Source organism: Arthrobacter sp. 05T444 (genome assembly GCF_056395905.1).
The window spans coordinates 99927-123546 of record NZ_JBFTKK010000007.1 but is presented as its reverse complement, the minus strand read 5'-3'; the positions used below and the strand labels follow the sequence as shown (position 1 = coordinate 123546).

Here is a 23620-nt window from a genome sequence, read left to right as displayed (position 1 = left end):
GGGAGATGGGCGGGATCCCGTCAAATGCAGGTAAAAGGGGGAGCAATGAAGACATTCCGCATGGCAAGCATCGCGGCTGCAGGGGCGCTTGTGGCGCTGACAGGGTGTGCGGCTTCGTCTCCAGAGCTCCTGAAGGCCGACGGCGTGGAGCGGGTTTCGGTTGACCGCGCCGCTTATCCCGCTGAGCTTCGCTCCTTCCGGGCTTCCGCTTTCGGGCTCGGCGAGGCCCTGATGGCTGACGGCGGCGACGGTGCCAACGGGAACGTGGTGTCCTCGCCCGCGAGCCTCCTGGTTGCCCTCGCGATGCTTCGCGCTGGCGCTTCCGGCGAGACGGCGGCCGAGATGGACAGCGTCCTACAGCTCCCCGCGGCGAACCGCGATGAGGCCATGAACGCGGTTCTCGCTGCGCTTGGGAAGTTCGACGGCGACCCCGGGGCCGTGGACGAGGACAACCCGCCGCGGAAACCCGTCATGCACAGCGCCAACGGATTGTTCGTGGATAAGGACGTGCCCACCGGGGAGTCCTTCCTGGACACTCTTGCCCGGCACTACGGAACCGGTGTGTATCCCGTGGACTTCAGCGATGAGGGTGCAACGAAGCCCGCCATTGATTCCTGGGTGAACAGGAACACGGGCGGCCGGATCAAGGAAGCCCCCGCCGAATACGATCGCCGGAACACGTTCAGTCTGCTCAATTCCCTGTACTTCGCGTCCGCGTGGAGCGTGCCGTTTGACCCGGGCGAGACCTCGGACCTGCCCTTCAGAACGGCATCCGGCGAGGAAATCGAGGCGCCCGCCATGCACAGCATGCTTCAGATGAAGTACGCGGAAGGGCCAGGCTGGCGCGGGGTGGACCTTCCCTACGCCGATGGTTTCGTCATGCGCCTCGTTTTGCCGGATGCTGCAGCCAACGCCGGGACCGGTTCCCGCCCCGCCTCCGCTGCCGTCACCGCTACACAGCTCACGGAAATCGCGGACGCCTTCGATGCCGCGCCGCTAGAGACAGTGCAGATCCAGCTGCCCCGTTGGGACCACAAGTGCAGCTTTGACCTCCGCAAAGTCCTCGAAACCGTGGGCCTGCACAAGACCCTCAGCACCACCGAAGACTTCAACAACATCCAGCCCAAGATGATGCTCACCCAGGCCGCACAAGCTGCCAACATCACGGTCGCCGAAAAGGGCACCATCGCAGCGGCGGTCACCCAGATCAACGGGATGGTTACCAGTGCTCCGCCGCAGCCGGAGCGGTCCATTGCCTTCGACCGGCCGTTCCATTATCAGATCGTGCACGTTGAAACCGGCCTGCCGCTGTTCATGGGAACCGTGGCCGATCCGCGCTCCTAACCCGACGCTCTCTCAGATCCTGCAGCGAAAACGCAGACGCTCTCTCAGCAGGTGGGAGAGCGTCCGGGTTTTTGGCGCGAAAGGTGAGAGAGGGTCCTGGTTTTGGCGCGAAAGGTGAGAGAGGGTCCTGGCTGAAGGGCCGCTGGGGTTACCGCGGACCGCCCTGCCAGAGCGCATCGAACGGGGCGCCTGAGGCCACACGGTTGCGGATACCTGCAGTGACAAACGACTTGGCAGTCCGTGCTGCCTCGAGGGGAGTCGCACCCTTCGCGAGCTCGGCAGTCACGGCGGCGGCCAGCGGACAGCCGGCGCCGGAGACAGCCACCTCGCCGACTTTCGGCGCGGACAGGACTTCAAGCGTTTCGCCGTCATAAAAGACGTCGACGGCGTCCGGACCCGAAAGCCGGACTCCGCCCTTGGCCAACACGGCTGCCCCGCTGAGCTCGTGGATGCGGACGGCCGCCTCTTTGAGGGTTTCGACGTCGGTGATCTTAACCCCGGAAAGCGATTCCGCCTCGAATTGGTTGGGCGTGACGAACGTGGCCAGCGGCAGAATCTGGGACTTCAGCGCCTGGTCGGTGTCCAGGGCGTGCCCCGGCTCCTGGCCTTTGCAGATCAGCACCGGATCCAGCACCACATTGCTGAACCCGGAGCGGACCAGCGCGGAAGCAACGGTGCCGATGGTGGCCGGGCTGCCCAGCATGCCGATCTTCACGGTGTCCAACACGGACGGTGCGCCGGAAGCGGCACCGTAGGCCGCCGTCGTCGCCTCCAACTGGTGCGCGATGACCTCCTGGTCCACGGGGACGAAGCGGTGGTTCCAGCTGTTCCCGGGATCAAAAGAGACGATGCAGGTTAGGTTGGCTATGCCGAAGACGCCCAGTTCCTGGAACGTCTTCAGATCAGCCTGTGCGCCGGCGCCGCCGGTGGCCTCGGAGCCTGCGATGGTCAGGACGACGGCGGGAGCGGTCCGGTCAGGGGTCTCAGCAACTTCAGCAAGGGTCATGACCCCATCCTGCCACCGGCCACAAAGTGCCTGCATTGTGCGCATGACCAAAAATAAAGGCCCGAGACCAATATGACCAAAAGCCGAGTGGTGCCGGTCACGGGTCATAGGGTGGCGGACGGCGTTGCTTTCTTGCCGCGCTGAATCCAGGAAGGTTCATTGATGAGCACCCAACTGACCGAGACAGCACAGACCCGAAGAGCGGTCGGCAACATCCTCAAAGGCTCCGCCGGCAACCTCGTGGAGTGGTACGACCTCTACGTTTACACAGTCTTCGCGGCGTATTTCCAGTCGCACTTCTTCAGTTCCAAGGACGAGCTGCAGGCCGGGCTCGAGGCCATGGCCGTCTTCTCGACGTCCTTCCTGATGCGCCCCATCGGCAGCTGGTTCTTCGGCCGGTACGCGGACCGCAAGGGGCGCAAGGCCGCGCTGACGCTCAGCGTGACCATGATGTCGGCCGGCTCGTTCGCCATCGCGGTCCTGCCCACCACGCAGCAGATCGGTGTTTGGGCGCTGGTCCTGCTGATCTTCGTCCGCCTGGTCCAGGGCTTCTCCGTGGGCGGCGAATACGGCACGAGCGCCACCTACATGTCCGAGGCCGCCACGTCCAAGCGCCGCGGCTTCTTCTCCAGCTTCCAGTACGTCACGCTCATCGGCGGCCAGATGCTTGCCCTGTTGGTCCTCGTCATCCTGCAGAACGCCACGGACAAGGGCACCCTGACCGAGTGGGGCTGGCGGATCCCGTTCGCAATCGGCGGCGTTGCCGCTCTGGTGGTGCTGTGGCTCCGGCGCTCCATGGAGGAAACGCTGTCCGAGGATCAGGTGCTCGCTGCCAAGGCCCCGGCGGTTGCCGGCGAGGCCCGGCCCGGCAGCATGAAGCTGCTGTTCACCCGGCACTGGAAGCCGCTGCTGATCTGCATCGGCGTCACGCTCGGCGGCACCGTGGCGTTCTACACCTACACCAACTTCATCCTGAAGTTCATGAACGATACGTCCGGCATCGCCAAGACGGACACCTCGGTCATCAACTTCTGGGCGCTGCTGATCTTCATGCTCCTTCAGCCGGTCTACGGGATCATCTCCGACAAGGTGGGCCGCAAGCCGCTGCTCCTCTGGTTCGGCATCACCGGCGTCCTGTTCACCTGGCCGCTGCTGTCCGCGCTGTCCAACACAAAGGACCCGTTCACCGCCTTCCTGCTGATGATGGGCGGGCTGCTGATCGTCGGCGGCTACACGTCCATCAACGCCCTCGTGAAGGCCGAGCTCTTCCCGGCCTCCATCCGCGCGCTCGGCGTCGGACTCGGCTACGCGATCGCCAACTCACTCTTCGGCGGCACCGTGCCCCTGATTGGCGCGGCGCTGCAGAAGTCCGACCAGGTTGACCTCTTCTTCACCTACGTCACGGTGGCGATCGGCATCTCACTTCTGGTCTACATCTTGGCTCTGAAGAACAGGAAGATCACGCACCTGGACCGCGAACAGGGCAACGCCTGGCCGTCGGCCCCGGCGGAACGCAAGGATGACGACGACGATCGCGTCAACGCCTAGCTTCCCGGAATAGTACGACGGCGGGCGGCTGGCTCAGCGGTGACCTTCGGGTTCCAGGGGCCCGGCGGCCCGCCGTCGTCGTAACCCCATGCTTCAGACGGGCTTTGCCCGATACTCGGGTGCGACAATTGGAGGCGGCCCGGCGCTGATGCCCGGGCTTCCAGTGCTAATACAGCCGGCCGACCTGCGTTGTCCTTTCAGAAGGACCGGGGCGGCCGAGCGAACCACTACGAATGGAACACCCATGACCTCCGCCAAGACCCTCCCGGCCGCAGCACCGCCGAGGTTTGCCTCGATCGGCTCGCCCTACTTCGGCATCATGATGGCCTTGATGGCCGTGGTGCTCATCCTGTCCAACATCGGGGCATCAAAGGGAGTGGCCCTGGGGCCAATCGTCACGGACGGCGGCTTCTTCCTGTTTCCGCTGGCCTACATCCTGGGCGACGTCATCAGCGAAGTGTACGGCTTCAAGGTGGCGCGCAAGGCCATTGTCACCACCTTCGCGTTGTCCGTTTTTGCCTCCCTCTGCTACTGGATCATCATCGCGCTGCCCGGCTTTGACGACGAGTTCGGCGCATCCAAGCAGGCCGCGCTCGAGGGCGCGCTGGGTCCCGTTCCGCAGATCGTGCTGGCCTCGCTGCTGGCATTCTTTGCAGGCCAGACCATCAATTCCTGGATCCTAGTAAAGATGAAGGCCCGCACGGGAGAGAAGTCGCTCTGGGCACGCATCATGGGCAGTTCGGTAGCCGGGGAGTTCGTTGACACGCTCATCTTCTGCAGCATTGCGGCATCCGTCATCGGCATCACGGACTTCGGCACGTTTGTGAACTATGTGCTGGTGGGCTTCCTGTACAAGACCCTCGTGGAGTTCCTCTTCGTCCCGGTGACGGCCCTCGTGATCGGCTGGATCAAGAAGCGCGAGCCGAGCTACGGCGCGGTGCGCCAGGCAGCTTAGCCGACCGGCCGCCGTCGTACTGCTGCACCGAGGTAGCCGGTAAAGTGCGAGTTCGCCGCAAGCTCCCTGTGTGTCACACAACAGCCTGACACACAGGGAGCCTGCGGCGAACTGGCAGGCTTCCGGCGACCCCGCCCGTTTCCGGCGACTTCGACGGCGGCGCGCCCGCCGGCGCAGGCGGCCGAGAGGCGCAGGAGACCTAGGAGTAGTACCGACCCAGCGTCTCGGCCTTGAACCCGAAGAAGTCGCCGGATTCGATGGCCAGCCGGGCGTCGTCCACCATCTTCACCACGAAGCGCTCGTTGTGGATGGAGATGAGCGTGGCGGAGAGCATCTCCTTGGCCTTGAACAGATGGTGGATGTACGCCCGTGAGTAGTTCAGGCAGGCGTAGCAGTCGCAGCCGTCCTGCAGCGGGCCGAAGTCGCGCTTGTACTTGGCGCCGGAGAGGTTGAACCGCCCGTCCGGGGTGTAGAACGCGGAATTCCGTGCGACGCGGGTGGGGGAGACGCAGTCGAAGGTGTCCGCGCCGTTTTCGATGGCCGTGAAGATGTCGTCCGGCTCGGAAATGCCGAGCAGGTGCCGGGGCCTGTTCTCCGGAAGCTCCTCGTTGCACCAGCGCACAATCGTGCCGAGGTTCTCCTTCTCCAGGGCACCGCCGATCCCGTAGCCGTCAAACGGCATGGCACCCAGGTCCCGGCAGGCTTTCCGGCGGAGGTCCTCGTACTGCGCGCCCTGGATCACGCCGAACAGGGCCTGGTACGGCTTCCCCGCGCGCTCCGACGTCAGCCGGAAGTGCTCATCGAGGCAGCGGAGGGCCCACAACCGCGTGCGCTCCAGTGATTCCTCCTGATAGCCGCGCGAGTTCTGCAGCGTGGTGAGCTCGTCGAAGGCGAACATGATGTCCGCACCTATCTGGTGCTGGACCTGCATGGAGATCTCGGGGGAGAACCGGTGCCGGTCCCCGTTGAGGTGGCTCTTGAACCACACGCCGTCGTTGTCCACGTGGGCCAGGCGCTCCTTGCCGGCGGCCACGGCATCGTCGGACACAGTCTGGTCCATGGGGGGCGCAGTCTTCATGTCGATGACCTTCTTGAACCCCGAGCCCAGGCTCATCACCTGGAAGCCGCCGGAATCGGTGAAGGTGGGGCCCGGCCAGTTCATGAAGGCGCCCAGGCCGCCGGCCTCGTCCAGGATCTCCGGCCCCGGCTGCAGGTACAAGTGGTAGGCGTTGGCCAGCAGGGCCTGGGCGCCGAGCTCCGCCATGGACTCCGGCAGGACGGACTTCACGGTGGCCTTGGTGCCGACGGCGATGAAGGCCGGCGTCTGGATCTCTCCGTGCGGGGTGGTGATGGTGCCGGTCCGGCCCAGGAACCCGCCCCCGTTGGCGGCCACCTGTTCGGCGGACGGGCTGCAGGTCTCAGCGAGGCGCTTTCCCACGCGGAACGAGAACTCCGACTGGCGGGCTGGCGGCACTGGTTCAGGATTGGCTGGCACGGTTCCAGTGTGCCAGCTTGCCCCGGCTAAACCTCAGTGGATGGGCTCTGATGTGGGGTAGTTCTCAGCCCGCCAGTCGTCCCACAGGCTGCGGATGGTTTCGAGGCTGTGGGCCCCCAGACCGTAGGTCGAGAGGATCACGAGGGAGCCGCCGTCGGGCCTGACTTCCGGAATCACGGGCTGGTCGGCCACAATCAGGAGGCCATCGCCGTGTTCGGCGTAGCTGTGCACGGTCAGGCCCACCTGGTGGTTGGTTTTGTACCAGACCCGGCCAGAGACTTCCTCGCCCGTGCCCAGGGTCAGCGAATAGTTCTCCCCGGCGGCCGGGATTTCCTTCAGCCCCAGTTTTTCGATCGCCGAGCCCCCGGTGCCCGGAACGGAAAAGAAGCAGGTCCGGCGGGTGCCGTGGGGATGCCGCTCCAAGGCAAACCGCAGCTGCTGGAGGAACGTCAGCCAGCCCTGGGTGATGTCTTCGTCCCAGGCCGCCCACTCGGAGTTGTGGTCCAATGCCGCGCGCGTGACACTGACCTCGGTTCCCGTAGGCACCGGTTTGAGACTGAAGACGTCACCGCCGTCGACGGTCAGCGAAGTGTGGTCCGAGCCCTCAACCACGGTGCTGTTGAAGTAGATCTCATTGATTTCCGCGCTGAGGTCCTCGGCCTCCCAGCCATGCCACTGGGCTACTTTGGCCGGTTCACGCAGCATCGTCCAAACCTGCGGGGCATCAGAATTGATCACAACGCTCAGATTGTTCGTCATGGCCTGAATTTACAACTTCGGTACAGCCCGGGGCTAGAGGAAACAGGGAATCATCCGAAGCCCGCGCCGGGCAGTCATGGGCCTACGCCCGGACTGACTCCAGCTCGTTCGCGATCCGCCGCTCCAGCTCACCGGCGCTGATGGTCTGCGACCCGCCGTGCGCGCGCAGGAACAGCAGTGACTCAAGGCGCAGCAGCCGCCATTCGCGCTCGGCCTCATGGTTGGAATTGTCCATGGAGCGGAAGATTTCTTTGTCGTACAGGTTCGGCTCGTTCAGTGACCGCTGGCGCACCCGGGCCTGCATCCTGGCCTTAAATGGGTCATTTTCCTGGTTGTCCGGCGCGCGGAGCAGCTTCTCGTACACGGCCGCGCGGTCTTTCTGGCCGGTCTGGCGGCAGATGTAGGTGGACAGTGAGAGCGACGCTTCCACCGACGACCAACGGCCGGGGTTGCCGTCGAAGGGCAGCACGTTCAGGAGGTCGGCAACGGCGAGTGCGCCGTCCGTGTCCTTGAGCATGATGAAAAGCTCGTGGGCGAGGTCGCTGAGGTCCTTGAGGCAGCTGCCGGACTTCGTGTTGATGCCCTTGACCAGCTTGTCCGCCAGCAGCAGCACTCCAACGGAATCCGGATGCGCCTCTGCCACGGCCTCCACCACCGATTCAGGCGTCCCGGCGGGTTCCGGGATAAGTGCCAGGTCTTCGGCGCTTGGCCCGATCACCGCCGGCGTCGTGACCGGCAGGGGAGGTACGACGACGGCGGGAGGCGCCGGCGACGGAGCCGCCCCGCCGTTGGGGTGCTCAACGACCTGAAGCGGGGTGACGACATCGGACTCCTGGGCGGCACCGGGCTGGACCTCGGCGTCCTGGACTCCAGTGTCCCCGCCGTCCTCGACGCCGCCGTCCTGGACCCCGCCGTCCTGGACGCCGCCGACCGCGGACCCTGCCGGTCCCCCGGAAGCGGATTCTGCGCCGGCGATCCGGACCGACGAGCCGGCGGCAATCCGCAGCATGCCGCCGCCGGTGAGGGTCGCGAGGACGATGGCCGGCGTGCCGAAGTCATCGTTTTCGATTTCCACTGAGTGGACTTCGGCTGACCGCTGGCCGTCCGGCAGGAGAAGGTGGTCGCCCGTCTGCAAAGACCCAGCCTGCTGTGCGCGGTAGGTCTGGGCAGCTGGTTGGTGGTTCATCGGAGTCCTTAAGTTCTCTTGCGGTCCGCCCAACAGTCTACAAAGGAGGGAGTGCGAAGTCGGGGAGGCGGGACCCTCCGGGCGCTGTCAGCCGCCGACGCCGGCGTACGCCAGGGCCTGCCGCACAAGCGCTCCGCGGCCGCCGCTGAACTCAAGCTGGACGCCGTCGCTGAGCACTTCCTGGGGAGTCATCCAGGTGAGCTCCAGGGCATCCTGGCGCGGCTCGCACTCGCCGGTGACGGGGATGACGTAGGCAAGCGAGACGGCGTGCTGCCGGTCGTCGGTGAAGCCCGTGTGTGACGGCGCGGGAAAATATTCGGCCACAGTGAACGGCACCGGGCTGATGGGCAGCTGCGGGAACGCGAGCGGGCCGAGGTCCTTCTCCATGTGGCGCAGAAGTGCGGCGCGGATGGTTTCGCGGTAGAGCACGCGGCCGGAAACAAGCGAACGGACCATGGTCCCGTCCGCGTCCGCCTGCAGGAGCGTCCCCACCTCGTTCACGAATCCGAGCGGATCGAGCCGCACCGGCACGGCCTCCACATAGACCATGGGGAGCCGTCCGCGGGCCTCAAAGAGGTCCTCGTCGGAGAGCCAGCCGGGATTGGGGTCGGGGGTGCGCACGTTCATGGTTAAGTTCTACCGCATCACCACCCGTCCGGCCGCCGACGCGTGGGATCTCAGCTCTCAGCGGAGGCGCTTACGCAGATCTAAACACCGAGATCTCGCCCTTGGCGGCCGCAGCCCTAAACCCCGGGCTACGAACCGCGGGGAGCCCGCTTCGAGATCCAGAGCGTGGGCGGCATATGCGCGGCGGCAGCGGCGTCGCCGGCCACGTCCGGGTTGGCAACATGCAGCGAACGCCCGAAGGCTTCCTCGGTCACGCTGACCTCGTGCCCCGCCGCGGTGAGCCGGACACGCAAAGCATCCAGATCGCCGTCATACTCAAATCCGAAGCCGGACCGCGCTGGGCCCGAACCGGGGCGCACCATCAGCACCCCGCCGTTCTTGGCGGTGAAATCGGCGGTTTCATCGTCATCCGGGACGGGACGGAACCGGGCACCGATGCCCCTGAGCGTGTCGGCCGCCGAGGCGGTGTCTTCGGTGAACCAGACTGCGACGACGGACAACCCCGTATCGGCGTCGGCACATTGTGCGAAGTGGGCGGCTTTGTCTGCCATGAAAGTGAAGCCGTCCTCGCCCGTGATCCTGCAGGAGTCGCCGACATCCGGCGGGACCAGCTCGGCCGGAGTGTTTCCAGTCTCCGCCCCCGCCAGATTGGTGCGCCGGGCGAACTCCTCAAGATCGCCCACCTCGACGCCGAACGACGTGGTGCCGTCGTTCCCGGCACCGGCCGGGGCGTGCTGGAGCGCAATCCGGCCGGAACCGGCGTCGAACTCCCGCCAGGAGTCGTCGTCCAGTGTCTTGATCAGGCCCAGGTCCGTGAGGAGCCGCTCCCACGGTTCCATCCGGGATGTGAAGTGAACGGGGCGGACACGCAACATGGGCTCTCCTCGGATTCGGACACGGTGCTGTCATGGCCATAATGCCACGACTTGAATAGTCCGGCACGGGGCAGAATAGGCGCATGGGCGTTGAACTCGAGGAACTGCTGGTCCCGGATGCCGCCGCGTGGCGCGAGTGGCTGGAATTGAACCATTCACACAGCCCCGGCGTGTGGCTCGTCCTGCACAAAAAGGGCGGCACCGTCACGGAACTGGACTACGACGCTGCCCTCGATGAGGCGCTGTGCTACGGCTGGATCGACGGCCAGGTCAGGAAGCGCGACGGCGGCAGCTACTTTCAGCGCATGACGCGCCGCGGCCCGAAGAGCCCCTGGTCCGAGCGGAACGTGGGCCATGTTGCCAGGCTGGAAAGGGACGGGAAAGTGACCGCCGCCGGCCGGGCCGCCGTCGACTCTGCCAAAGCGGACGGCCGCTGGGAAGCGGCGTATTCGGGGCAGGCGACGGCGGAAGTCCCGGACGATCTTGCTGCCGCCATTGCTGCCGTCCCCGACGCGCAGGCGACCTTCGACGTCCTCACCTCGGTGAACCGCTACGCCCTCATCTACCGCACCAATTCGGTCAAGCAGGCCTCCACCCGGGAACGGAAAATCGCGGGTTTCGTGGAGATGCTGGCCCGCGGCGAGACCCCGTACCCGCAAAAGAGGCGCCCGGCAGGGCAGACCGGGGCATGACCCGGTCCGGGAATGCAAAGGGCCCGCCGCGGTAAAATTGTTGCCACCCAACACGATCGGCGGACATGCAGAGGATTTCCCTACGGACGATGGGCCCCCGTGCCCTCTGGATCGCGGTGGCCGGCGTTTTGGTCCTCCTGCTGGCCGTCGCTGCCGCCGTCAACCTCGCCTCCGGCGCCCGGCAGGACGGGCAGAAAGGAACGGAGCCCGCACCCGCTCCCCCCGGCATCAGCCGGCCCGAGGGAGCCTCCCAGTTCCGCCCCGGCTACCACCTGACCCCCGCGAAGGAGTGGATGAACGATCCCCAGCGGCCGTTCCTGCTGGACGGGGTGTGGCACTACTACTACCTTTACAACGCCGACCATCCGGAGGGAAACGGCACCGAGTGGTATCACGTCACCAGCACCGACCTGGTGCACTGGAAGGACGAGGGCGTGGCCATCGAGAAGTTCAAGAACGGCCTGGGCGACGTCGAAACGGGCAGTGCCGTGGTGGACCACGACAATACGGCGGGCTTCGGCAAGGACGCCGTCATCGCCGTGCTGACCCAGCAGGACAAGGGCGTCCAGCGGCAGTCACTGTTCTACTCCACGGACAAGGGCTTTACTTTCAAGGCCTATGACCGCAACCCCGTCATGGACAACCCCGGGCAGCAGAACTGGCGGGACCCGAAAATCATCCGCGACGACGCCAACCGACAGTGGGTCATGGCCCTGGCCGAGGGCGAAAAAATCGGCTTCTACACCTCGAAGGACCTCAAGGACTGGCGGTACGCCTCAAGCTTCGAACGCAAGGGGCTGGGCGTGCTCGAGTGCCCGGATCTGTTCCAGCTGGATCTCGACGGTGATCCCGCCAAACGCACGTGGGTCCTGGCAGCCAGCGCCAACGGCTCCGAAGAGGGCCGGACCACCGGCGTGGCCTACTGGACCGGAAAGTGGGACGGGGCCGCGTTCACCGCGGCCGACGAAACACATCAATGGCTCGACGCCGGATCGGACTTCTACGCGGCCGTCACCTGGGATGATCCCCGCCTTCCGGCAGGCGAACGGATGGCCTCCCGCCACGCCATCGGCTGGATGAACAACTGGGACTACGCGCGCAAGCTGCCCACCACTGACTGGCAGGGCGGCGCCGATTCAATAGTGCGCGACATCCGCCTGAAGACGGTGCACGGCCGCCCCTCGCTGGTCTCGGCGCCCACCGCGTCCATGTCCGTCCTAGAAGGTACGCCGGCGACTGTGGGCGAACGGCAGGTCACGCCGAACGGCGCGGGCGAGCTGCCGGCTCCGAAGAGCGGCGCGTACCGGCTGGATGTGACCCTCGAACGGAGGCCGGACGACGACGGATCGGAAGCCCTCCTGAAGCTGACGAGCGGCTCCGCGGATTTCGCTACGGTCGGCTACAACTTCGAGGAGGGCAAGGCCTCGCTGTCCAGGGCTGCCGTGGTCCCCGGTGTGGAGGCGCTCGGACCGGTGTTCACGGACCGCAGGACTGCCGCCAGCCCGCCGCGCAACGGGACCGCTCCCGGCCGGGGAACGGTGGAGCTGACTCTTTTTGTGGACTATTCGTCAGTGGAAGTCTTCGTCAACGGCGGCGAGCAGACCCTGACCTCGCTGGTCTTCCCCCGGTCCGGCCAGCACACGCTCAGCACCACCACTTCCGGCGGAAGCGTGCTGCTGAAGTCGTTCAGGTACACGCCGCTGGCCGCGGCGCGCTAGGCTCAGGCGCGCTAGGTCAGGCACGCTGGCCAGGGGCCCCTCTGGGCAGGCCCAAGGGTTGGTGGGATTTCGGCAGGCCCAATCAGCGGCTGGACGTTCAGTCGCCGGCGCCGTCGAGCGGAAATGCCACCGCTTCGCCCACCACGCGCAGGCACAGCTCGGTGCCGGGCTGGGCGATGGACGCGTTCCAGTGCCGGATGGTGATCACTTCGCCGCCGCCGGGGTAGCGGTGGTCCGGCATGGCGCCGGCGAGCTTCGGCGGTACGGCCAGTTTGAGCCGCACGGTGGTCTCGGGGCCGAAATAGTCGGTGTCCACCACCACGCCCCGGATGGGGCCGTCCTCGGCGATGCGGATCTGCTCCGGCCGGAGCATGAGCTGTACCCGGCCCTGGGCCGGCGGGCGCCGGACAGGAATGCCGCCCAGCGAGCAGGTGGCCAGGGAGCCTTCCATCCAGGCATCGAGGATGACGGCGTCGCCCAGGAATTCGGCGGTGGCACGGTCCGCCGGGCGGGTGTAGACGACGAACGGGTTGCCGATCTGCGCCAGCTTGCCGCCGCGCATCACGGCCACCTGGTCGGCGAAGGACAGGGCCTCCGCCTGGTCGTGCGTCACCAGGATGGTGGTCACGCCGGCCTCGTTGAGCACCTTGGCCACCGCACGGCGTGTGGCCACCCGGAGACCGGCGTCCAGGGCGGAAAAAGGCTCGTCCAGCAGCATGAGCTCAGGCTCGCGGGCCAGCGCCCGTGCTAGGGCAACCCGTTGCTGCTGGCCCCCGGAGAGCTGGTGCGGCCGGCGCTTGGCCATGCCCGTGTCCAGTGAGACCATCTCCAGCAGTTCGTTGACCCGCGCGGTCACGGCGCGCCGCCCACCGTCGAGCTTTGAGGCGCTGAGCCCGAAGGCGATGTTCTGGCCCACGGTCAAGTGCGGGAACAGGGCGCCGTCCTGGGCCACATACCCGACGTGGCGCTTGTGCGCGGGCTTCCACACGCCGTCGCCCGCAACCGGAGTGCCGTTCAGTGAAATGGTGCCGGTGCCGGGATGCTCAAAGCCGGCGATCAGGCGGAGCAGCGTGGTCTTGCCGGATCCGGAGGGTCCCACGATGGCGGTGGTGCCGCCCTTGGCCACGGACAGGTTGACGCCCTTGAGCACAGCCTGGGGGCCGAAGTTCTTGGTGACGCCGTCTATCACCAGGTGGCTGTTGGTGCTCGGCGCCACTGACGGCGAGATCCGGGGTTCCGGAAGCCTGGAGGGCGATTGTTCGGTCACTGTCCCGCTACTTTCTTGGACTGCTGGAAGAGCAAATAGGTCATGGGCGCCGAGATCACGATCATCAGCAGGGCGTAGGGCGCGGCGCCGGCGTAGTCGATTTCGCTGCTCTTGCTCCAGAACTCCGTGGCGAGCGTACGCGTGCCGTTGGGGGAGAGGAGGAGCGTGGCGGTCAGCTCGTTGGCGATTGCCAGGAAGACGAGTGCCGCACCGCCGGCGGCCGCCGGTGCGGTCAGGCGCAGAGTCACGCGGAGGAAGGACAGTAGCGGCGGGCTGCCGAGGGCCTGTGCGGCCTCGTCCAGCTCTTTGGGTGCCTGAGCCAGCCCGGCGCGGATGTTGACCAGGGCGCGCGGCAGGAACAGTAGGACATACGCGGCAATCAGCACGCCCGCCGTCTGGTAAAGATCGGGGATCAGCCGGATGCTGACGGTGACGAAGGCCAGGCCCACCACGATTCCCGGCATGGAGCTCGTCACGTAGTTGGACAGTTCCAGGGCCTTGCTGAACCAGCCGGCGTGGCGCACGGCCAGGTAGGCCATGGGGAACGCGACGGCGGTGGTTGCCACGGCGCCGGCCAGCCCATAGCCGAGCGTCTGGAGAAGGGCCGGCATGAACTCGCCGGCCGTCCAGATGTCGGCGCCCCCGGCGACGATCCAGCGCAGCACGAACAGCAGCGGCAGCCCGAACGCGAGGGCTGTCAGCGCCAGGAGGGCCAGCTGTGCGGGCAGCTGGTAGGTGCGCAGGGGGAGCCGCAGCGCCCTGGCCTGGGCGCCCGAGCCCACCCGCGCGTACCGCGCATTGCCGCGGCTGCGGACTTCAAGGAGCAGCAGGATCAGGCAGAAGAATACGAGCACACTGGCGAGCATGTTTCCGGCAGTGCCGTTGAACGTTGACCTGTACTGCACCATGATCGCCGTCGTGAAGGTGTCGAACCGGATCATGGCGAAGGCGCCGTATTCGGCGAGCAGGTGCAGCGAGACCAGGAGGGCGCCGCCGGTCATGGCGATCCGCAGCTGCGGCAGGACCACCCGGAAGAAGGCCCGCCAGGCGCCGAGCCCCAGCGACGCCGCGGACTGTTCCACCGCGGGGTCGAGCCGGCTGAGGGTCGCTGCGGCCGGAATGTACACGAGCGGGAAGTAGGACAGCGTGGCGATCAGCACGCCTGAGGACAGGCCCTCGAGCGACGGCACGGCAGACACCCACGCATAGCTGTTCACGAACGCGGGAATGGCCAGCGGAGCCGCGAGGAGCACAGCCCAGATTTTGTGGCCGCGCAGCTTGGTCCGTTCCACGAGCCAGGCGCCGCCCACGCCCAGGACCAGGCACAGCGGCACGGTGATAGAGATCAGCAGCACGGTGTTCAGCAACAGCTCGCCGACCCGCGGCCGGAAGATCAGCGCTGCTGCCGTGTCCCAGCCGGTGGCTGCCGTCATGAAGGCGACATAGCCCAGCGGGACAAGGGAAAACAGTGCGATCAGCACTGCGAGGACAACGACGGCGGATACGCCGAAAGGCGGGCGGGGGCGCTTGCCCCGGCCCGCCGTCGTCGTGCTTCCGGACGTAGCCGGCGCCGATGGATCGGTGATCACAGAATTACAGCAGTCCTGCCTTGGTCATCAGATCGGTGACCTTCTGGGAGTTAAGCTTGGCCGGGTCCACGGTGGGGGCCTGAAGATCCTTGATCGGGACCAGCTTCTCGTTGGCCGGGACGTCCGAGGCGATGGCGTACTCGAAGGACGTGCCCTTCTGCAGGATCTCCTGGCCCTTCTTGCCAGTGATGAACTTCAGAAAGGCCTGGGCCTTGTCGGCGTTCTTCGAGGATTTCAGCACGCCGCCGCCCGAGATCGAGAGGAAAGCGCCCGGGTCCTGGTTCTTGAAGTAGTACGGCGAGACGTTCTTCGAGTTCTCAGCCGTCTTGGCCTGGTCGCCGTAGTAGTAGTAGTGGTAGATCAGCGCGGATTCCACCTCGCCGGCGTTGACGGCCTTCATGGCGGTGCTGTTGCCCTTGTAGACCTTGGCATTGTCCTTCATGGCCTTGAGCCACTCGTCGGCCGCGGCCTCGCCCTTGAGTTCGACGAGGGCGGCAACGATGGCCTGGAAGTCGGCGCCGGACGGTGAAGCGGCCCACTTGCCCTTCCACTCCGGCTTGGCCAGATCCAGCATGGACTTCGGCAGCTTGTCCTCGGTCAGCTTTGTCTTGTCGTACACAAGGACGGTGGAGCGGGCAGCGATGCCCGTCCACTTGTTGGTGCTCGGACGGAACGCTTCGGGGACCTGGGCGACGGTGTCCTTGTCCACGTCAGCGAACAGGCCGGCGTTCTCCACCTGCGCCATCGCGGGGGAGTTCTCGGTGAGGAAGATATCCGCCGGGGAGGCCTGGCCCTCCTGGACGATCTGGTTGGACATCTCCGTGTCGTCACCCTGACGGAGGGTCACCTTGATGCCGGTTTCTTTGGTGAACTCGTCCACCCACTCCTGGGTGAGGCTTTCGTGCTGGGCGTTGTAGACCGTGATCTCGCCGTTGGTACCTGCCGCGGAGGACGTGCCGGACGGGGAGGCGCTGGAGCCGCAGGCCGACAGGCCGAGGGCTGCTGTGGCGGCGATTGCGATGCCGGCCAGCGCGTTGTTGCGGATCTTCATCGGGGCTTCTTTCTGCATAAGTCTGGTCGGACCGCAGTCCTTGTGAGCTGGGGAAGTTAGGTGAAGCTCACTCGAAAAACTGTAGGTTAGCCATACCTAAGCTACCAAGCCGCAAGCCTTGAAAGTGATAAGGATCACATCAATTACGTAACTGTTGCGTGACGTAATTCTCGGTCTCGTTGCTGGGTGGGGCTGCTCGGCGGGCCTACTGGGCGGCCGTGCCGGATTGCTTGCCGGCGGCTACTGCCGCCGCGGCTTCGAGGATCATCCAGGCCTGGAGCTGGGTGGAAAGTTCGACGGCGGCCCCCGGCGGATACGTGTCACTGGCCCGCCGACGCGGCTCCGAGGAGAAAAGCAGGCGCCCCTCCCCGCCGTGCCATGCGAGCGGCTCGGCGGGGGATACGGTCCTGCGGCCGTTCCAGAAGGCTTCGGCGGTGTCCGTGACCAGCCGGGCGGCGGTGGCCCGGGTGCCCTCCGGCAGCCGTCCGTCACGTGCGGCGAGCGCAAGGTAGCGCGTCAGGATCCCGGTGAACAGCCCGCCGTCGCCCGTTCCGTCGCAGCGGAGGACGGCACTGGCGCCGCCGGTGCCGTCGGTGCCCGGCGGCCCTTCCGCCGTGAGATGGCGAGCCACCGCATCCACCACCACGGCGGCGCGCTCCAGGTTTTTGGCGCCGCCGAGCTCCAGCAGGGCGCCGAGGACGGGCCCCTGGTTGTACGTGTAGATGGCACTCTCAAGGACTGTCTCGCCGGTCCTGCTGATCCGGAGGCCGTCCAGGTAGAGGCCGCGTACGGAATCGAAGAGCCTGGCGTCGAGCCAGTCCAGCAGCGCCTGGGCCCTGGCCGGGTTGCCGGTGCGTGCATAGTAGAGCGCCACCGGTGCCGTGGCCGGGGTGTTCTTGAAGTCCCGCTTCTTGCTCCAGAACGTGCCGCCGCCAAGGTCGTCGGTGGAGGCCGAGTCGAACTGGAGCGTCAGGCTCTTGCGGATCCGGGCGTCGCGGCGGCGGGTTGGCCTGCGGCTCTCCTCGGCCAGCTTCTCCAGCCGGAGGGTGGACAGGGCCAGCCAGGCCATGTCGTCGTAATAGCTGTTGACGAACGTCAGGAAGTTCCGCAGGCGGATGCCGGTCACCAGGCGGGACGCGAGCTGGCCGGCGCCGGGGCGGTGTTCGCCGTCGAACCGGGCCGGAGGCTGGCCGGCGGTGCCGAGTTCGCGGCGGCCGGTGTCCACAAGGCAGTCCACGTAATGCGCCTGCCACCAGTAATGCCACGGCCGGACGAGGTTCCGAAGGCGCCCCGAGGGGCGGGTGATGGCGGCGATGTGGGTTCCGGGCAGGAAGAACAGCCTCTGGCCGAATATGTGGGTGACCGACCGCGCGGCCTCATTGGCGCGGCCGGCCCAGTCTGTTGGCGTGCCGGACTTCCCGGGACTGGGCTGGTCCTCAGGGGCGGCGGAAGCGTCGAACTGGGTCATCCCGCCAGCCTAGCGAATGCTGCGAAAGGTGCGCCCGGGGTTGCTTTCAGTTAACATTCACTAACTAATGTTCGCCGCCGGTCGCCGGTTTCCGCATCAAGGAGGATGTATGAACATCAAGGGTTCTGTCGCGCTAATCACGGGCGGGGCGTCCGGACTCGGCGCTGCCACGGCCCGTCGGCTGTTCGACGCCGGCGCATCAGTGGTGCTCGCGGACCTCGGCTCCTCTGCCGGCGCGTCTTACGCCGGTCAGCTGAACGCCAGCCGCGCTGCGGGCGCCGCAGGCGGCGGGAACACTGTCGTCTTCGCCCCCACCGACGTAACCGACGAGGCCCAGGTGCAGGCCGCCGTCGACGCCGCCGTGGCGCTGGGTCCGCTGCGGATCGTGGTGAACTGCGCCGGTATCGCGACCCCTGGCAAGGTTCTGGGCCGCGACGGCGTCCTGCCGCTGGAGACCTTCAACCGCGTCATCCAGATCAACCTGGTGGGCACTTTCAATGTGGTGCGCCTGGCCGCCGCGGCGATGGCTGCCACGGAGCCTGCGGTCACCGGGCTGGGCGGGGAAGAGCGCGGCGTCATCATCAACACGGCCTCTGTTGCCGCGTTCGACGGACAGATCGGCCAGCCGGCCTATGCCGCATCGAAGGGTGCCGTGGCCGCCATGACCCTGCCGCTGGCCCGGGAACTGGCCCGATCGCTGATCCGTGTGGTGACCATTGCGCCAGGCATCTTTGAGACGCCCATGATGGCCGGATTGCCGGCAGAGGCCCAGGAGTCACTCGGGAAGCAGGTGCCGCATCCGTCCCGGCTGGGCCGGCCCGCCGAGTACGCCAACCTCGCCGCGCACATCATTGACAACGCCATGCTGAACGGCGAAACCATCCGCCTCGACGGTGCCATCCGGATGGGCCCGAAATGACGCCGCTGACCGCCCTCGAAACCCTGCCCACGGCAGACTTCTTCGACTACGAATCCCTGCTCAGCGCTCCGGAACAGCGCAAGCTCAGTGAGCTGCGGGAGTTCCTCGCTGCCGAGATTGCCCCGTACGCGGCGGAGTGGTGGAACAAGGCCGAATTTCCGTCGCACCTCCTGCCGAAGCTCGCCGCGCTGGAGCTCAGCACCCCGGCCCAGCGTGGCTACAGCAACCTGTTCGCGGGGCTGGTGATCGCTGAAATTACCCGCGTGGACACCTCAATCGCCACTTTCTTCCTTGTCCACCACGATCTCTTCGTGGAATCGCTCTACGAATTCGGCTCGGAGGACCAGCGGAGCCGGCTTCTCGACGACGCTTCGAACCTTCGCACCACCGGCGCGTTCGCGCTGACCGAGCCGGAGCACGGCTCCGACGTCGCCGGCGGCATGGAGACCAGGGCCCGCCGGGTGGTCGGAGGGGCGGACCACGGCGGCGACTGCTGGGTGCTTAACGGCGCCAAACGCTGGATCGGCAACGGGACGTTCTGTGACTACATGCTGGTCTGGGCACGCGACGAGGCCGACGGCGCAATCCGAGGCTTCATCGTGGACGCGGGCCTCCCCGGTGTGAGCCGGAGCAGGATCGAGAACAAGATCGCACTGCGGACCGTGCAGAACGCCGACATCCTGTTCGAGGACGTCCGTGTTCTCGAGGCGGACCGCTTTGCCGGCATCAACAGCTTCGCGGATACGAACGCCCTGCTGCGCGGATCGCGGATCAGCGTGGCATGGCAGGCGGTAGGGCAGCAGCTGGCGGCGTTCGACGTCGCCCGGCAGTACGCCGTCGAACGCCGGCAATTCGGGCGCCCGCTCGCGAAGTTCCAGCTCATCCAGCAGCAGCTGGTGTCGATGCTGGGCAATGCCGTGGCGAGCATGGGCATGATGGTACGGATCGCGCAGCTGCAGGACCTGGGTGCCGCGGACATGGCACAGGTGGCCCTGGCCAAGTCCTACACGAGTGCCAGGATGCGCGAGACGGTGGCCATGGGGCGGTCCGTCCTTGGCGGCAACGGGATCGTCACGGACTACCGGATGGCCAAGATCTTCGCCGACGCCGAAGCGATCTACACCTACGAGGGCTCCTACGAGATCAACACGCTCATCGTGGGCCGCGCCTTGACAGGGGTGTCCGCGATCGCCTGACGCTCAGGGGTCGGGCTGTTTTTCGCCCGCTTCGATCCGGACGTCGAGGCTGTTGTTCTTCACCGGCATCGGGCACGTGCCGTAGGGCGTGAAGGCGCTGGGGTAGTTGATGGCGCGGTTGAAATCAAGGATCACCGAGCTGTCAGGCCGGGGCCGGGCCGTGGACACCTTGCGCCACTCGTCGGTGGTGTCCCCGTTGGTCTCGTCGTGGAATGTGACGGTCAGGGCGCCGAGCTTCTCCTCTTCTGCATGGAGCCGGTACTCGTGGTCCTTTCCGGGCAGCCGAAAGACGAGTTCGCCAACACTCCTGTGCACGCCGTCCACCAGCGGGTTGGCCGTGGCGATCGGAACGTCCTCCGGCTCGGGAAACGCCTCGAACCGGGCCTCGACCACCAGGTCCGGGCGGTAGTCGAAGGTCGGCACGCCGTCGAACCCGGTGAAAACCGGCGACTGTGCATCCCGGGTGCGGATGGCATATTTGTCCGCACGCATGGCCAGTTCCACCACCACCTGCGTGCCGTCCGCGCCACCGAACTGCACCCACATCAGCGACTCCTCATCCGCGAGCCGTGCGGTGACGGTGCCGTCGACGGGCCCGCCGGTCTCCACGAACGTCAGCCCGTCGGCCGCCACTGCGGTGAGTGTCGCCGTCGTGCCGTCCGCTGACCACAGGCCCGGGGCGAGTTCGACGGCGGAGGGCTGGCTTTCCAGCCACTGGAACGACGTGAGCGTGAGCCAGCCGTGCCTGGAGGCGAGGGCGGTGTTGCGGCTGTTCCGGAAGCGGTGCCAGCGTTCCAGCTGGGCATCTGGGGCGGTGCTCATGGTTCCTCCAACGGTGAGTGGCTGCCTGTACAACCTTAAGCGGAGGCACGTCATTCCGCCCTTACCCCGCCCGCCCCGACCACTTCAAGGACGCGACGGCATCTGAGACATATTCCCGGCTGCAGCACGCTCCGGGTAACATTCCATAGGAACAAGTAACCCGGCTCACAGTATCCAGCGCAGTGTACGAGCCAAGTCCGAACCCTCGAAAGATAGTTTCCATGGCTGACACTGCAATGAATTCCGAAACAGATCTCGCCGCAGAACTCCGTGCGGACGTGCGCCGCGTCTCCACCCTGCTGGGTGAATCGCTGGTCCGCCAGCACGGCCCCGAGCTCCTGGATCTCGTGGAGCAGGTGCGCCTGCTGACCAAAGAATCCAAGGAGGCCGCCCGTGGCGGTGCGGATGCCACCGGTCCATGGAGCGCGCACGACGTCGTTGCCCAGGTCCGCGAGTTGCTCGCCTCCCTGCCGCTTGAGCAGGCGACCGACCTGGTCCGCGCCTTTGCCTTTTACTTCCACCTGGCCAACGCCGCTGAACAGGTCCACCGGGTCCGCGGCCTGCGCACGCGGCAGGAGAAGGACGGCTGGCTCGCCAAGGCCGTCGCCGACATCGCCGGCCAGGCCGGCCCGGCCGTGCTGCAGGAAGTGGTCAACGAACTGGACGTGCGGCCCATCTTCACTGCCCACCCCACCGAGGCCTCCCGCCGTTCGGTGCTGGACAAGATCCGCAAGCTCTCCGATGTGCTGGCCGAGCCCACGGCGGAGGGCACCACTGCCCGCCGCCGGCAGGACCGCCAGCTGTCCGAGATGATCGACCAGATGTGGCAGACGGACGAGCTCCGCCAGGTCCGGCCCACCCCGGTGGACGAGGCCCGCAACGCCATCTACTACCTCAACAGCATCCTCACCGACGCCCTGCCCGAGATGCTCACGGATCTGTCCGCACTCCTCGGCGAGCACGGCGTCACCCTGCCTGCCCAGAACGCCCCGATCAGGTTCGGTTCGTGGATCGGCGGCGACCGCGACGGCAACCCCAATGTCACCGCGGCCGTGACCCACGACATCCTCCAGCTGCAGAACCAGAACGCCGTCCGGATCAGCATTGCCATGCTTGACGAGCTCATCTCGATCCTGTCCAACTCCACGGCCCTGGCCGGCGCGGACCAGGCGCTGCTCGATTCGATCGACGCGGACCTCGCGAAGCTGCCCGGCCTGGACCGGCGCATCCTCGAGCTCAACGCCCAGGAGCCCTACCGGCTCAAGCTGACCTGCATTAAGGCCAAGCTCATTAACACGGGCAAGCGGGTGTCGGCAGGATCGGCGCACCAGTCCGGCCGCGACTACACCTCCACCGAGGAGCTCATCTCCGAGCTGGAGCTGCTGGAACTCTCGCTGCGGAACCACTCGGCGTCGCTCGTCGCGGATGGTGCCCTGGCCCGCGTCCGGCGCGCCATCGCCTCCTTCGGCCTGCACCTGGCCACCCTGGACATCCGCGAGCACGCCGACCACCACCATGACGCCGTCGGGCAGCTCATGGACCGCCTGGGCGGCCCTGGCATCCGGTACGCCGAACTGACGCGCGGCGAGCGTCTTGAGGTGCTGAGCGCGGAACTGGCGTCCCGCCGTCCGCTGTCCGGCCACCCGATTAAGCTCGACGGCGTTGCTGACGGCACGTACGACGTCTTCCGCGAGATCCGGCGCGCCCTGCGCACCTACGGCCCCGATGTCATCGAGACGTACATCATCTCCATGACCCGCGGCGCGGACGACGTCCTTGCCGCTGCCGTCCTGGCACGTGAGGCCGGGCTGGTCAGCCTCTTCGGCGACGCCCCGTACGCAAAGATCGGCTTCGCCCCGCTGCTCGAAACCGTGGAGGAACTGCGGGCCTCCGCGGAGATCGTGGACCAGCTGCTGTCCGATCCCTCCTACCGCGAACTTGTCCGCCTGCGCGGCGATGTCCAGGAAGTCATGCTGGGCTACTCGGACTCCAACAAGGAGTCCGGTGTGATGACCAGCCAGTGGGAGATCCACAAGACCCAGCGCAAGCTCCGCGACATCGCCGCCAAGCACGGCGTCCGCGTCCGCCTCTTCCACGGCCGCGGCGGATCCGTCGGCCGCGGCGGCGGGCCCACGTACGACGCAATCATGGCCCAGCCCAACGGCGTGCTCGAGGGTGAAATCAAGTTCACCGAACAGGGCGAAGTCATCTCGGACAAGTACTCGCTGCCGGAACTGGCCCGCGAGAACCTGGAGCTGTCGCTGGCCGCCGTCATGCAGGGTTCCGCGCTGCACCGCACCCCGCGGACGTCCGATGACCAGCGTGAGCGCTTCGGGCACGTCATGGAGACCATCTCCGACGCCGCCTTTGCCCGTTACCGCAGCCTGATCGATCACCCCGACCTGCCGGCGTACTTCATGGCCTCCACGCCCGTGGAGCAGCTCGGCTCACTCAACATCGGTTCCCGCCCGTCCAAGCGCCCCGACTCGGGCGCCGGCCTCGGCGGCCTGCGGGCCATCCCGTGGGTGTTCGGCTGGACCCAGTCCCGGCAGATCGTGCCCGGCTGGTTCGGCGTGGGCTCCGGCCTGAAGGCTGCCCGCGAGGCCGGCAACTCAGGCCAGCTCGTGGAGATGATGGAAGGCTGGCACTTCTTCCGCTCGGTGCTCTCCAACGTGGAGATGACGCTTGCCAAGACGGACATGGACATTGCCGGCTACTACGTGGACACCCTGGTTCCCCCGGAACTGCACCACCTGTTCCGCGCCATCCGCGAGGAGTACGAACTCACGGTCACGGAAATCCAGAACCTCACCGGCGAGAACGTGCTCCTGGACGCCCAGCCCACGCTCAAGCGGTCACTGGAAATCCGCGACCAGTACCTCGACCCCATTAGCTACCTCCAGGTGGAACTACTGCGCCGTGTGAGGGCCGAAGGGACCAGCATTTCCGGTGCCGAGATCGACGAGCGCCTCCAGCGGGCCATGCTCATCACCGTCAACGGAGTCGCGGCCGGCCTGCGCAACACGGGGTAGCGCCGGGCGTTCAACCACCGACGCTCTCTCACTTCCGCCGTCTTTTCCCAAACGCTCTCTCACCCGGTGAG

The 23620-nt window shown here is 66.6% G+C and carries 19 protein-coding genes; 8 read left to right on the top strand and 11 right to left on the bottom strand.

Annotation, left to right across the window (positions count from 1 at the left end):
* Positions 1-60: 60 nt before the first annotated feature.
* Positions 61-1344 carry a serpin family protein gene (locus AC1DD3_RS09125; protein WP_476881483.1) on the top strand — a complete coding sequence of 428 codons (1284 nt, stop codon included), beginning with the start codon at positions 61-63 and terminating at the stop codon, positions 1342-1344.
* Positions 1345-1492: 148 nt separating this feature from the next.
* Here AC1DD3_RS09125 and AC1DD3_RS09120 read toward each other — a convergent pair whose 3' ends face one another.
* Positions 1493-2350, bottom strand: coding sequence for a hydroxymethylpyrimidine/phosphomethylpyrimidine kinase (locus tag AC1DD3_RS09120; protein WP_476881482.1), 858 nt, complete (start codon positions 2348-2350; stop codon positions 1493-1495).
* A 162-nt stretch (positions 2351-2512) separates the two neighbouring features.
* On the opposite strand from AC1DD3_RS09120, the gene AC1DD3_RS09115 reads away from it, so the two are divergent.
* A complete protein-coding gene (locus AC1DD3_RS09115; protein WP_230120481.1) occupies positions 2513-3898 on the top strand; it encodes an MFS transporter in 1386 nt (461 codons plus the stop codon).
* Positions 3899-4142: 244 nt separating this feature from the next.
* Positions 4143-4853: a queuosine precursor transporter gene (locus tag AC1DD3_RS09110; protein ID WP_230120483.1), complete on the top strand. Its 711-nt coding sequence runs from the start codon at positions 4143-4145 to the stop codon at positions 4851-4853.
* 199 nt (positions 4854-5052) lie between these two features.
* Here AC1DD3_RS09110 and tgt read toward each other — a convergent pair whose 3' ends face one another.
* The 5 genes from tgt to AC1DD3_RS09085 form a co-directional block, all read right to left on the bottom strand.
* A complete protein-coding gene (tgt, locus tag AC1DD3_RS09105; protein WP_476881481.1) occupies positions 5053-6348 on the bottom strand; it encodes a tRNA guanosine(34) transglycosylase Tgt in 1296 nt (431 codons plus the stop codon).
* Positions 6349-6381: 33 nt separating this feature from the next.
* On the bottom strand, positions 6382-7107 hold the full coding sequence (locus AC1DD3_RS09100) for an SRPBCC family protein (protein WP_230120487.1): 726 nt from the start codon (positions 7105-7107) through the stop codon (positions 6382-6384).
* A gap of 82 nt (positions 7108-7189) precedes the next feature.
* Complete coding sequence (locus tag AC1DD3_RS09095; RefSeq protein WP_476881480.1) at positions 7190-8293, bottom strand: DUF6707 family protein; 1104 nt, start codon at positions 8291-8293, stop codon at positions 7190-7192.
* Positions 8294-8380: 87 nt separating this feature from the next.
* Positions 8381-8920 (bottom strand): NUDIX hydrolase family protein, encoded by a 540-nt coding sequence (locus tag AC1DD3_RS09090; RefSeq protein WP_230120490.1) that lies wholly within the window; start codon positions 8918-8920, stop codon positions 8381-8383.
* Positions 8921-9048: 128 nt separating this feature from the next.
* Positions 9049-9795 (bottom strand): VOC family protein, encoded by a 747-nt coding sequence (locus AC1DD3_RS09085; protein ID WP_230120492.1) that lies wholly within the window; start codon positions 9793-9795, stop codon positions 9049-9051.
* A gap of 83 nt (positions 9796-9878) precedes the next feature.
* On the opposite strand from AC1DD3_RS09085, the gene AC1DD3_RS09080 reads away from it, so the two are divergent.
* Together AC1DD3_RS09080 and AC1DD3_RS09075 are read left to right on the top strand one after the other, a co-directional pair.
* The gene (locus AC1DD3_RS09080; protein WP_476875096.1) at positions 9879-10487 is read left to right on the top strand and encodes a YdeI/OmpD-associated family protein; all 609 of its coding nucleotides are present in this window, start codon (positions 9879-9881) and stop codon (positions 10485-10487) included.
* An 89-nt stretch (positions 10488-10576) separates the two neighbouring features.
* Entirely contained in the window at positions 10577-12205 is a 1629-nt protein-coding gene (locus AC1DD3_RS09075) for a glycoside hydrolase family 32 protein (RefSeq protein ID WP_476881479.1), read from the top strand.
* A gap of 97 nt (positions 12206-12302) precedes the next feature.
* Here the strand turns inward: AC1DD3_RS09075 and AC1DD3_RS09070 are convergent, their stop codons facing one another.
* The 4 genes from AC1DD3_RS09070 to AC1DD3_RS09055 all read right to left on the bottom strand — a co-directional run bounded on the left by AC1DD3_RS09070 (position 12303) and on the right by AC1DD3_RS09055 (position 17580).
* Positions 12303-13472: an ABC transporter ATP-binding protein gene (locus AC1DD3_RS09070; RefSeq protein ID WP_230120498.1), complete on the bottom strand. Its 1170-nt coding sequence runs from the start codon at positions 13470-13472 to the stop codon at positions 12303-12305.
* On the bottom strand, positions 13469-15061 hold the full coding sequence (locus AC1DD3_RS09065; protein WP_230120500.1) for an ABC transporter permease: 1593 nt from the start codon (positions 15059-15061) through the stop codon (positions 13469-13471). The genes AC1DD3_RS09070 and AC1DD3_RS09065 overlap by 4 nt, the downstream gene beginning before the upstream one ends.
* 4 nt (positions 15062-15065) lie before the next feature.
* Positions 15066-16112, bottom strand: coding sequence for an iron ABC transporter substrate-binding protein (locus tag AC1DD3_RS09060; RefSeq protein WP_230120501.1), 1047 nt, complete (start codon positions 16110-16112; stop codon positions 15066-15068).
* 205 nt (positions 16113-16317) lie between these two features.
* Complete coding sequence (locus tag AC1DD3_RS09055; protein ID WP_476881478.1) at positions 16318-17580, bottom strand: glycoside hydrolase family 76 protein; 1263 nt, start codon at positions 17578-17580, stop codon at positions 16318-16320.
* Between the two features lie 109 nt (positions 17581-17689).
* Between AC1DD3_RS09055 and AC1DD3_RS09050 the strand changes: the two genes are divergently transcribed.
* Positions 17690-18499: an SDR family NAD(P)-dependent oxidoreductase gene (locus AC1DD3_RS09050; protein WP_476881477.1), complete on the top strand. Its 810-nt coding sequence runs from the start codon at positions 17690-17692 to the stop codon at positions 18497-18499.
* A complete protein-coding gene (locus AC1DD3_RS09045) occupies positions 18496-19695 on the top strand; it encodes an acyl-CoA dehydrogenase family protein (RefSeq protein ID WP_230120512.1) in 1200 nt (399 codons plus the stop codon). Before AC1DD3_RS09050 ends, AC1DD3_RS09045 begins: the two co-directional genes overlap by 4 nt.
* A 3-nt stretch (positions 19696-19698) precedes the next feature.
* On the opposite strand, the gene AC1DD3_RS09040 is transcribed toward AC1DD3_RS09045, so the two are convergent.
* Entirely contained in the window at positions 19699-20517 is an 819-nt protein-coding gene (locus AC1DD3_RS09040; protein ID WP_230120514.1) for a DUF1684 domain-containing protein, read from the bottom strand.
* 221 nt (positions 20518-20738) lie between these two features.
* Between AC1DD3_RS09040 and ppc the strand changes: the two genes are divergently transcribed.
* Complete coding sequence (ppc, locus tag AC1DD3_RS09035; protein ID WP_230118760.1) at positions 20739-23549, top strand: phosphoenolpyruvate carboxylase; 2811 nt, start codon at positions 20739-20741, stop codon at positions 23547-23549.
* Positions 23550-23620 lie beyond the last annotated feature (71 nt).

Coding starts and splice junctions, on each gene's coding strand:
- AC1DD3_RS09125 (WP_476881483.1), top strand. CDS start 61: ATGGCAAGCATCGCGGCTGCAGGGGCGCTTGTGGCGCTGACAGGGTGT.
- AC1DD3_RS09120 (WP_476881482.1), bottom strand. CDS start 2,350: ATGACCCTTGCTGAAGTTGCTGAGACCCCTGACCGGACCGCTCCCGCC.
- AC1DD3_RS09115 (WP_230120481.1), top strand. CDS start 2,513: ATGAGCACCCAACTGACCGAGACAGCACAGACCCGAAGAGCGGTCGGC.
- AC1DD3_RS09110 (WP_230120483.1), top strand. CDS start 4,143: ATGACCTCCGCCAAGACCCTCCCGGCCGCAGCACCGCCGAGGTTTGCC.
- AC1DD3_RS09100 (WP_230120487.1), bottom strand. CDS start 7,107: ATGACGAACAATCTGAGCGTTGTGATCAATTCTGATGCCCCGCAGGTT.
- AC1DD3_RS09095 (WP_476881480.1), bottom strand. CDS start 8,293: ATGAACCACCAACCAGCTGCCCAGACCTACCGCGCACAGCAGGCTGGG.
- AC1DD3_RS09090 (WP_230120490.1), bottom strand. CDS start 8,920: ATGAACGTGCGCACCCCCGACCCCAATCCCGGCTGGCTCTCCGACGAG.
- AC1DD3_RS09085 (WP_230120492.1), bottom strand. CDS start 9,795: ATGTTGCGTGTCCGCCCCGTTCACTTCACATCCCGGATGGAACCGTGG.
- AC1DD3_RS09080 (WP_476875096.1), top strand. CDS start 9,879: ATGGGCGTTGAACTCGAGGAACTGCTGGTCCCGGATGCCGCCGCGTGG.
- AC1DD3_RS09075 (WP_476881479.1), top strand. CDS start 10,577: ATGGGCCCCCGTGCCCTCTGGATCGCGGTGGCCGGCGTTTTGGTCCTC.
- AC1DD3_RS09060 (WP_230120501.1), bottom strand. CDS start 16,112: ATGAAGATCCGCAACAACGCGCTGGCCGGCATCGCAATCGCCGCCACA.
- AC1DD3_RS09055 (WP_476881478.1), bottom strand. CDS start 17,580: ATGACCCAGTTCGACGCTTCCGCCGCCCCTGAGGACCAGCCCAGTCCC.
- AC1DD3_RS09050 (WP_476881477.1), top strand. CDS start 17,690: ATGAACATCAAGGGTTCTGTCGCGCTAATCACGGGCGGGGCGTCCGGA.
- AC1DD3_RS09045 (WP_230120512.1), top strand. CDS start 18,496: ATGACGCCGCTGACCGCCCTCGAAACCCTGCCCACGGCAGACTTCTTC.
- AC1DD3_RS09040 (WP_230120514.1), bottom strand. CDS start 20,517: ATGAGCACCGCCCCAGATGCCCAGCTGGAACGCTGGCACCGCTTCCGG.
- ppc (WP_230118760.1), top strand. CDS start 20,739: ATGGCTGACACTGCAATGAATTCCGAAACAGATCTCGCCGCAGAACTC.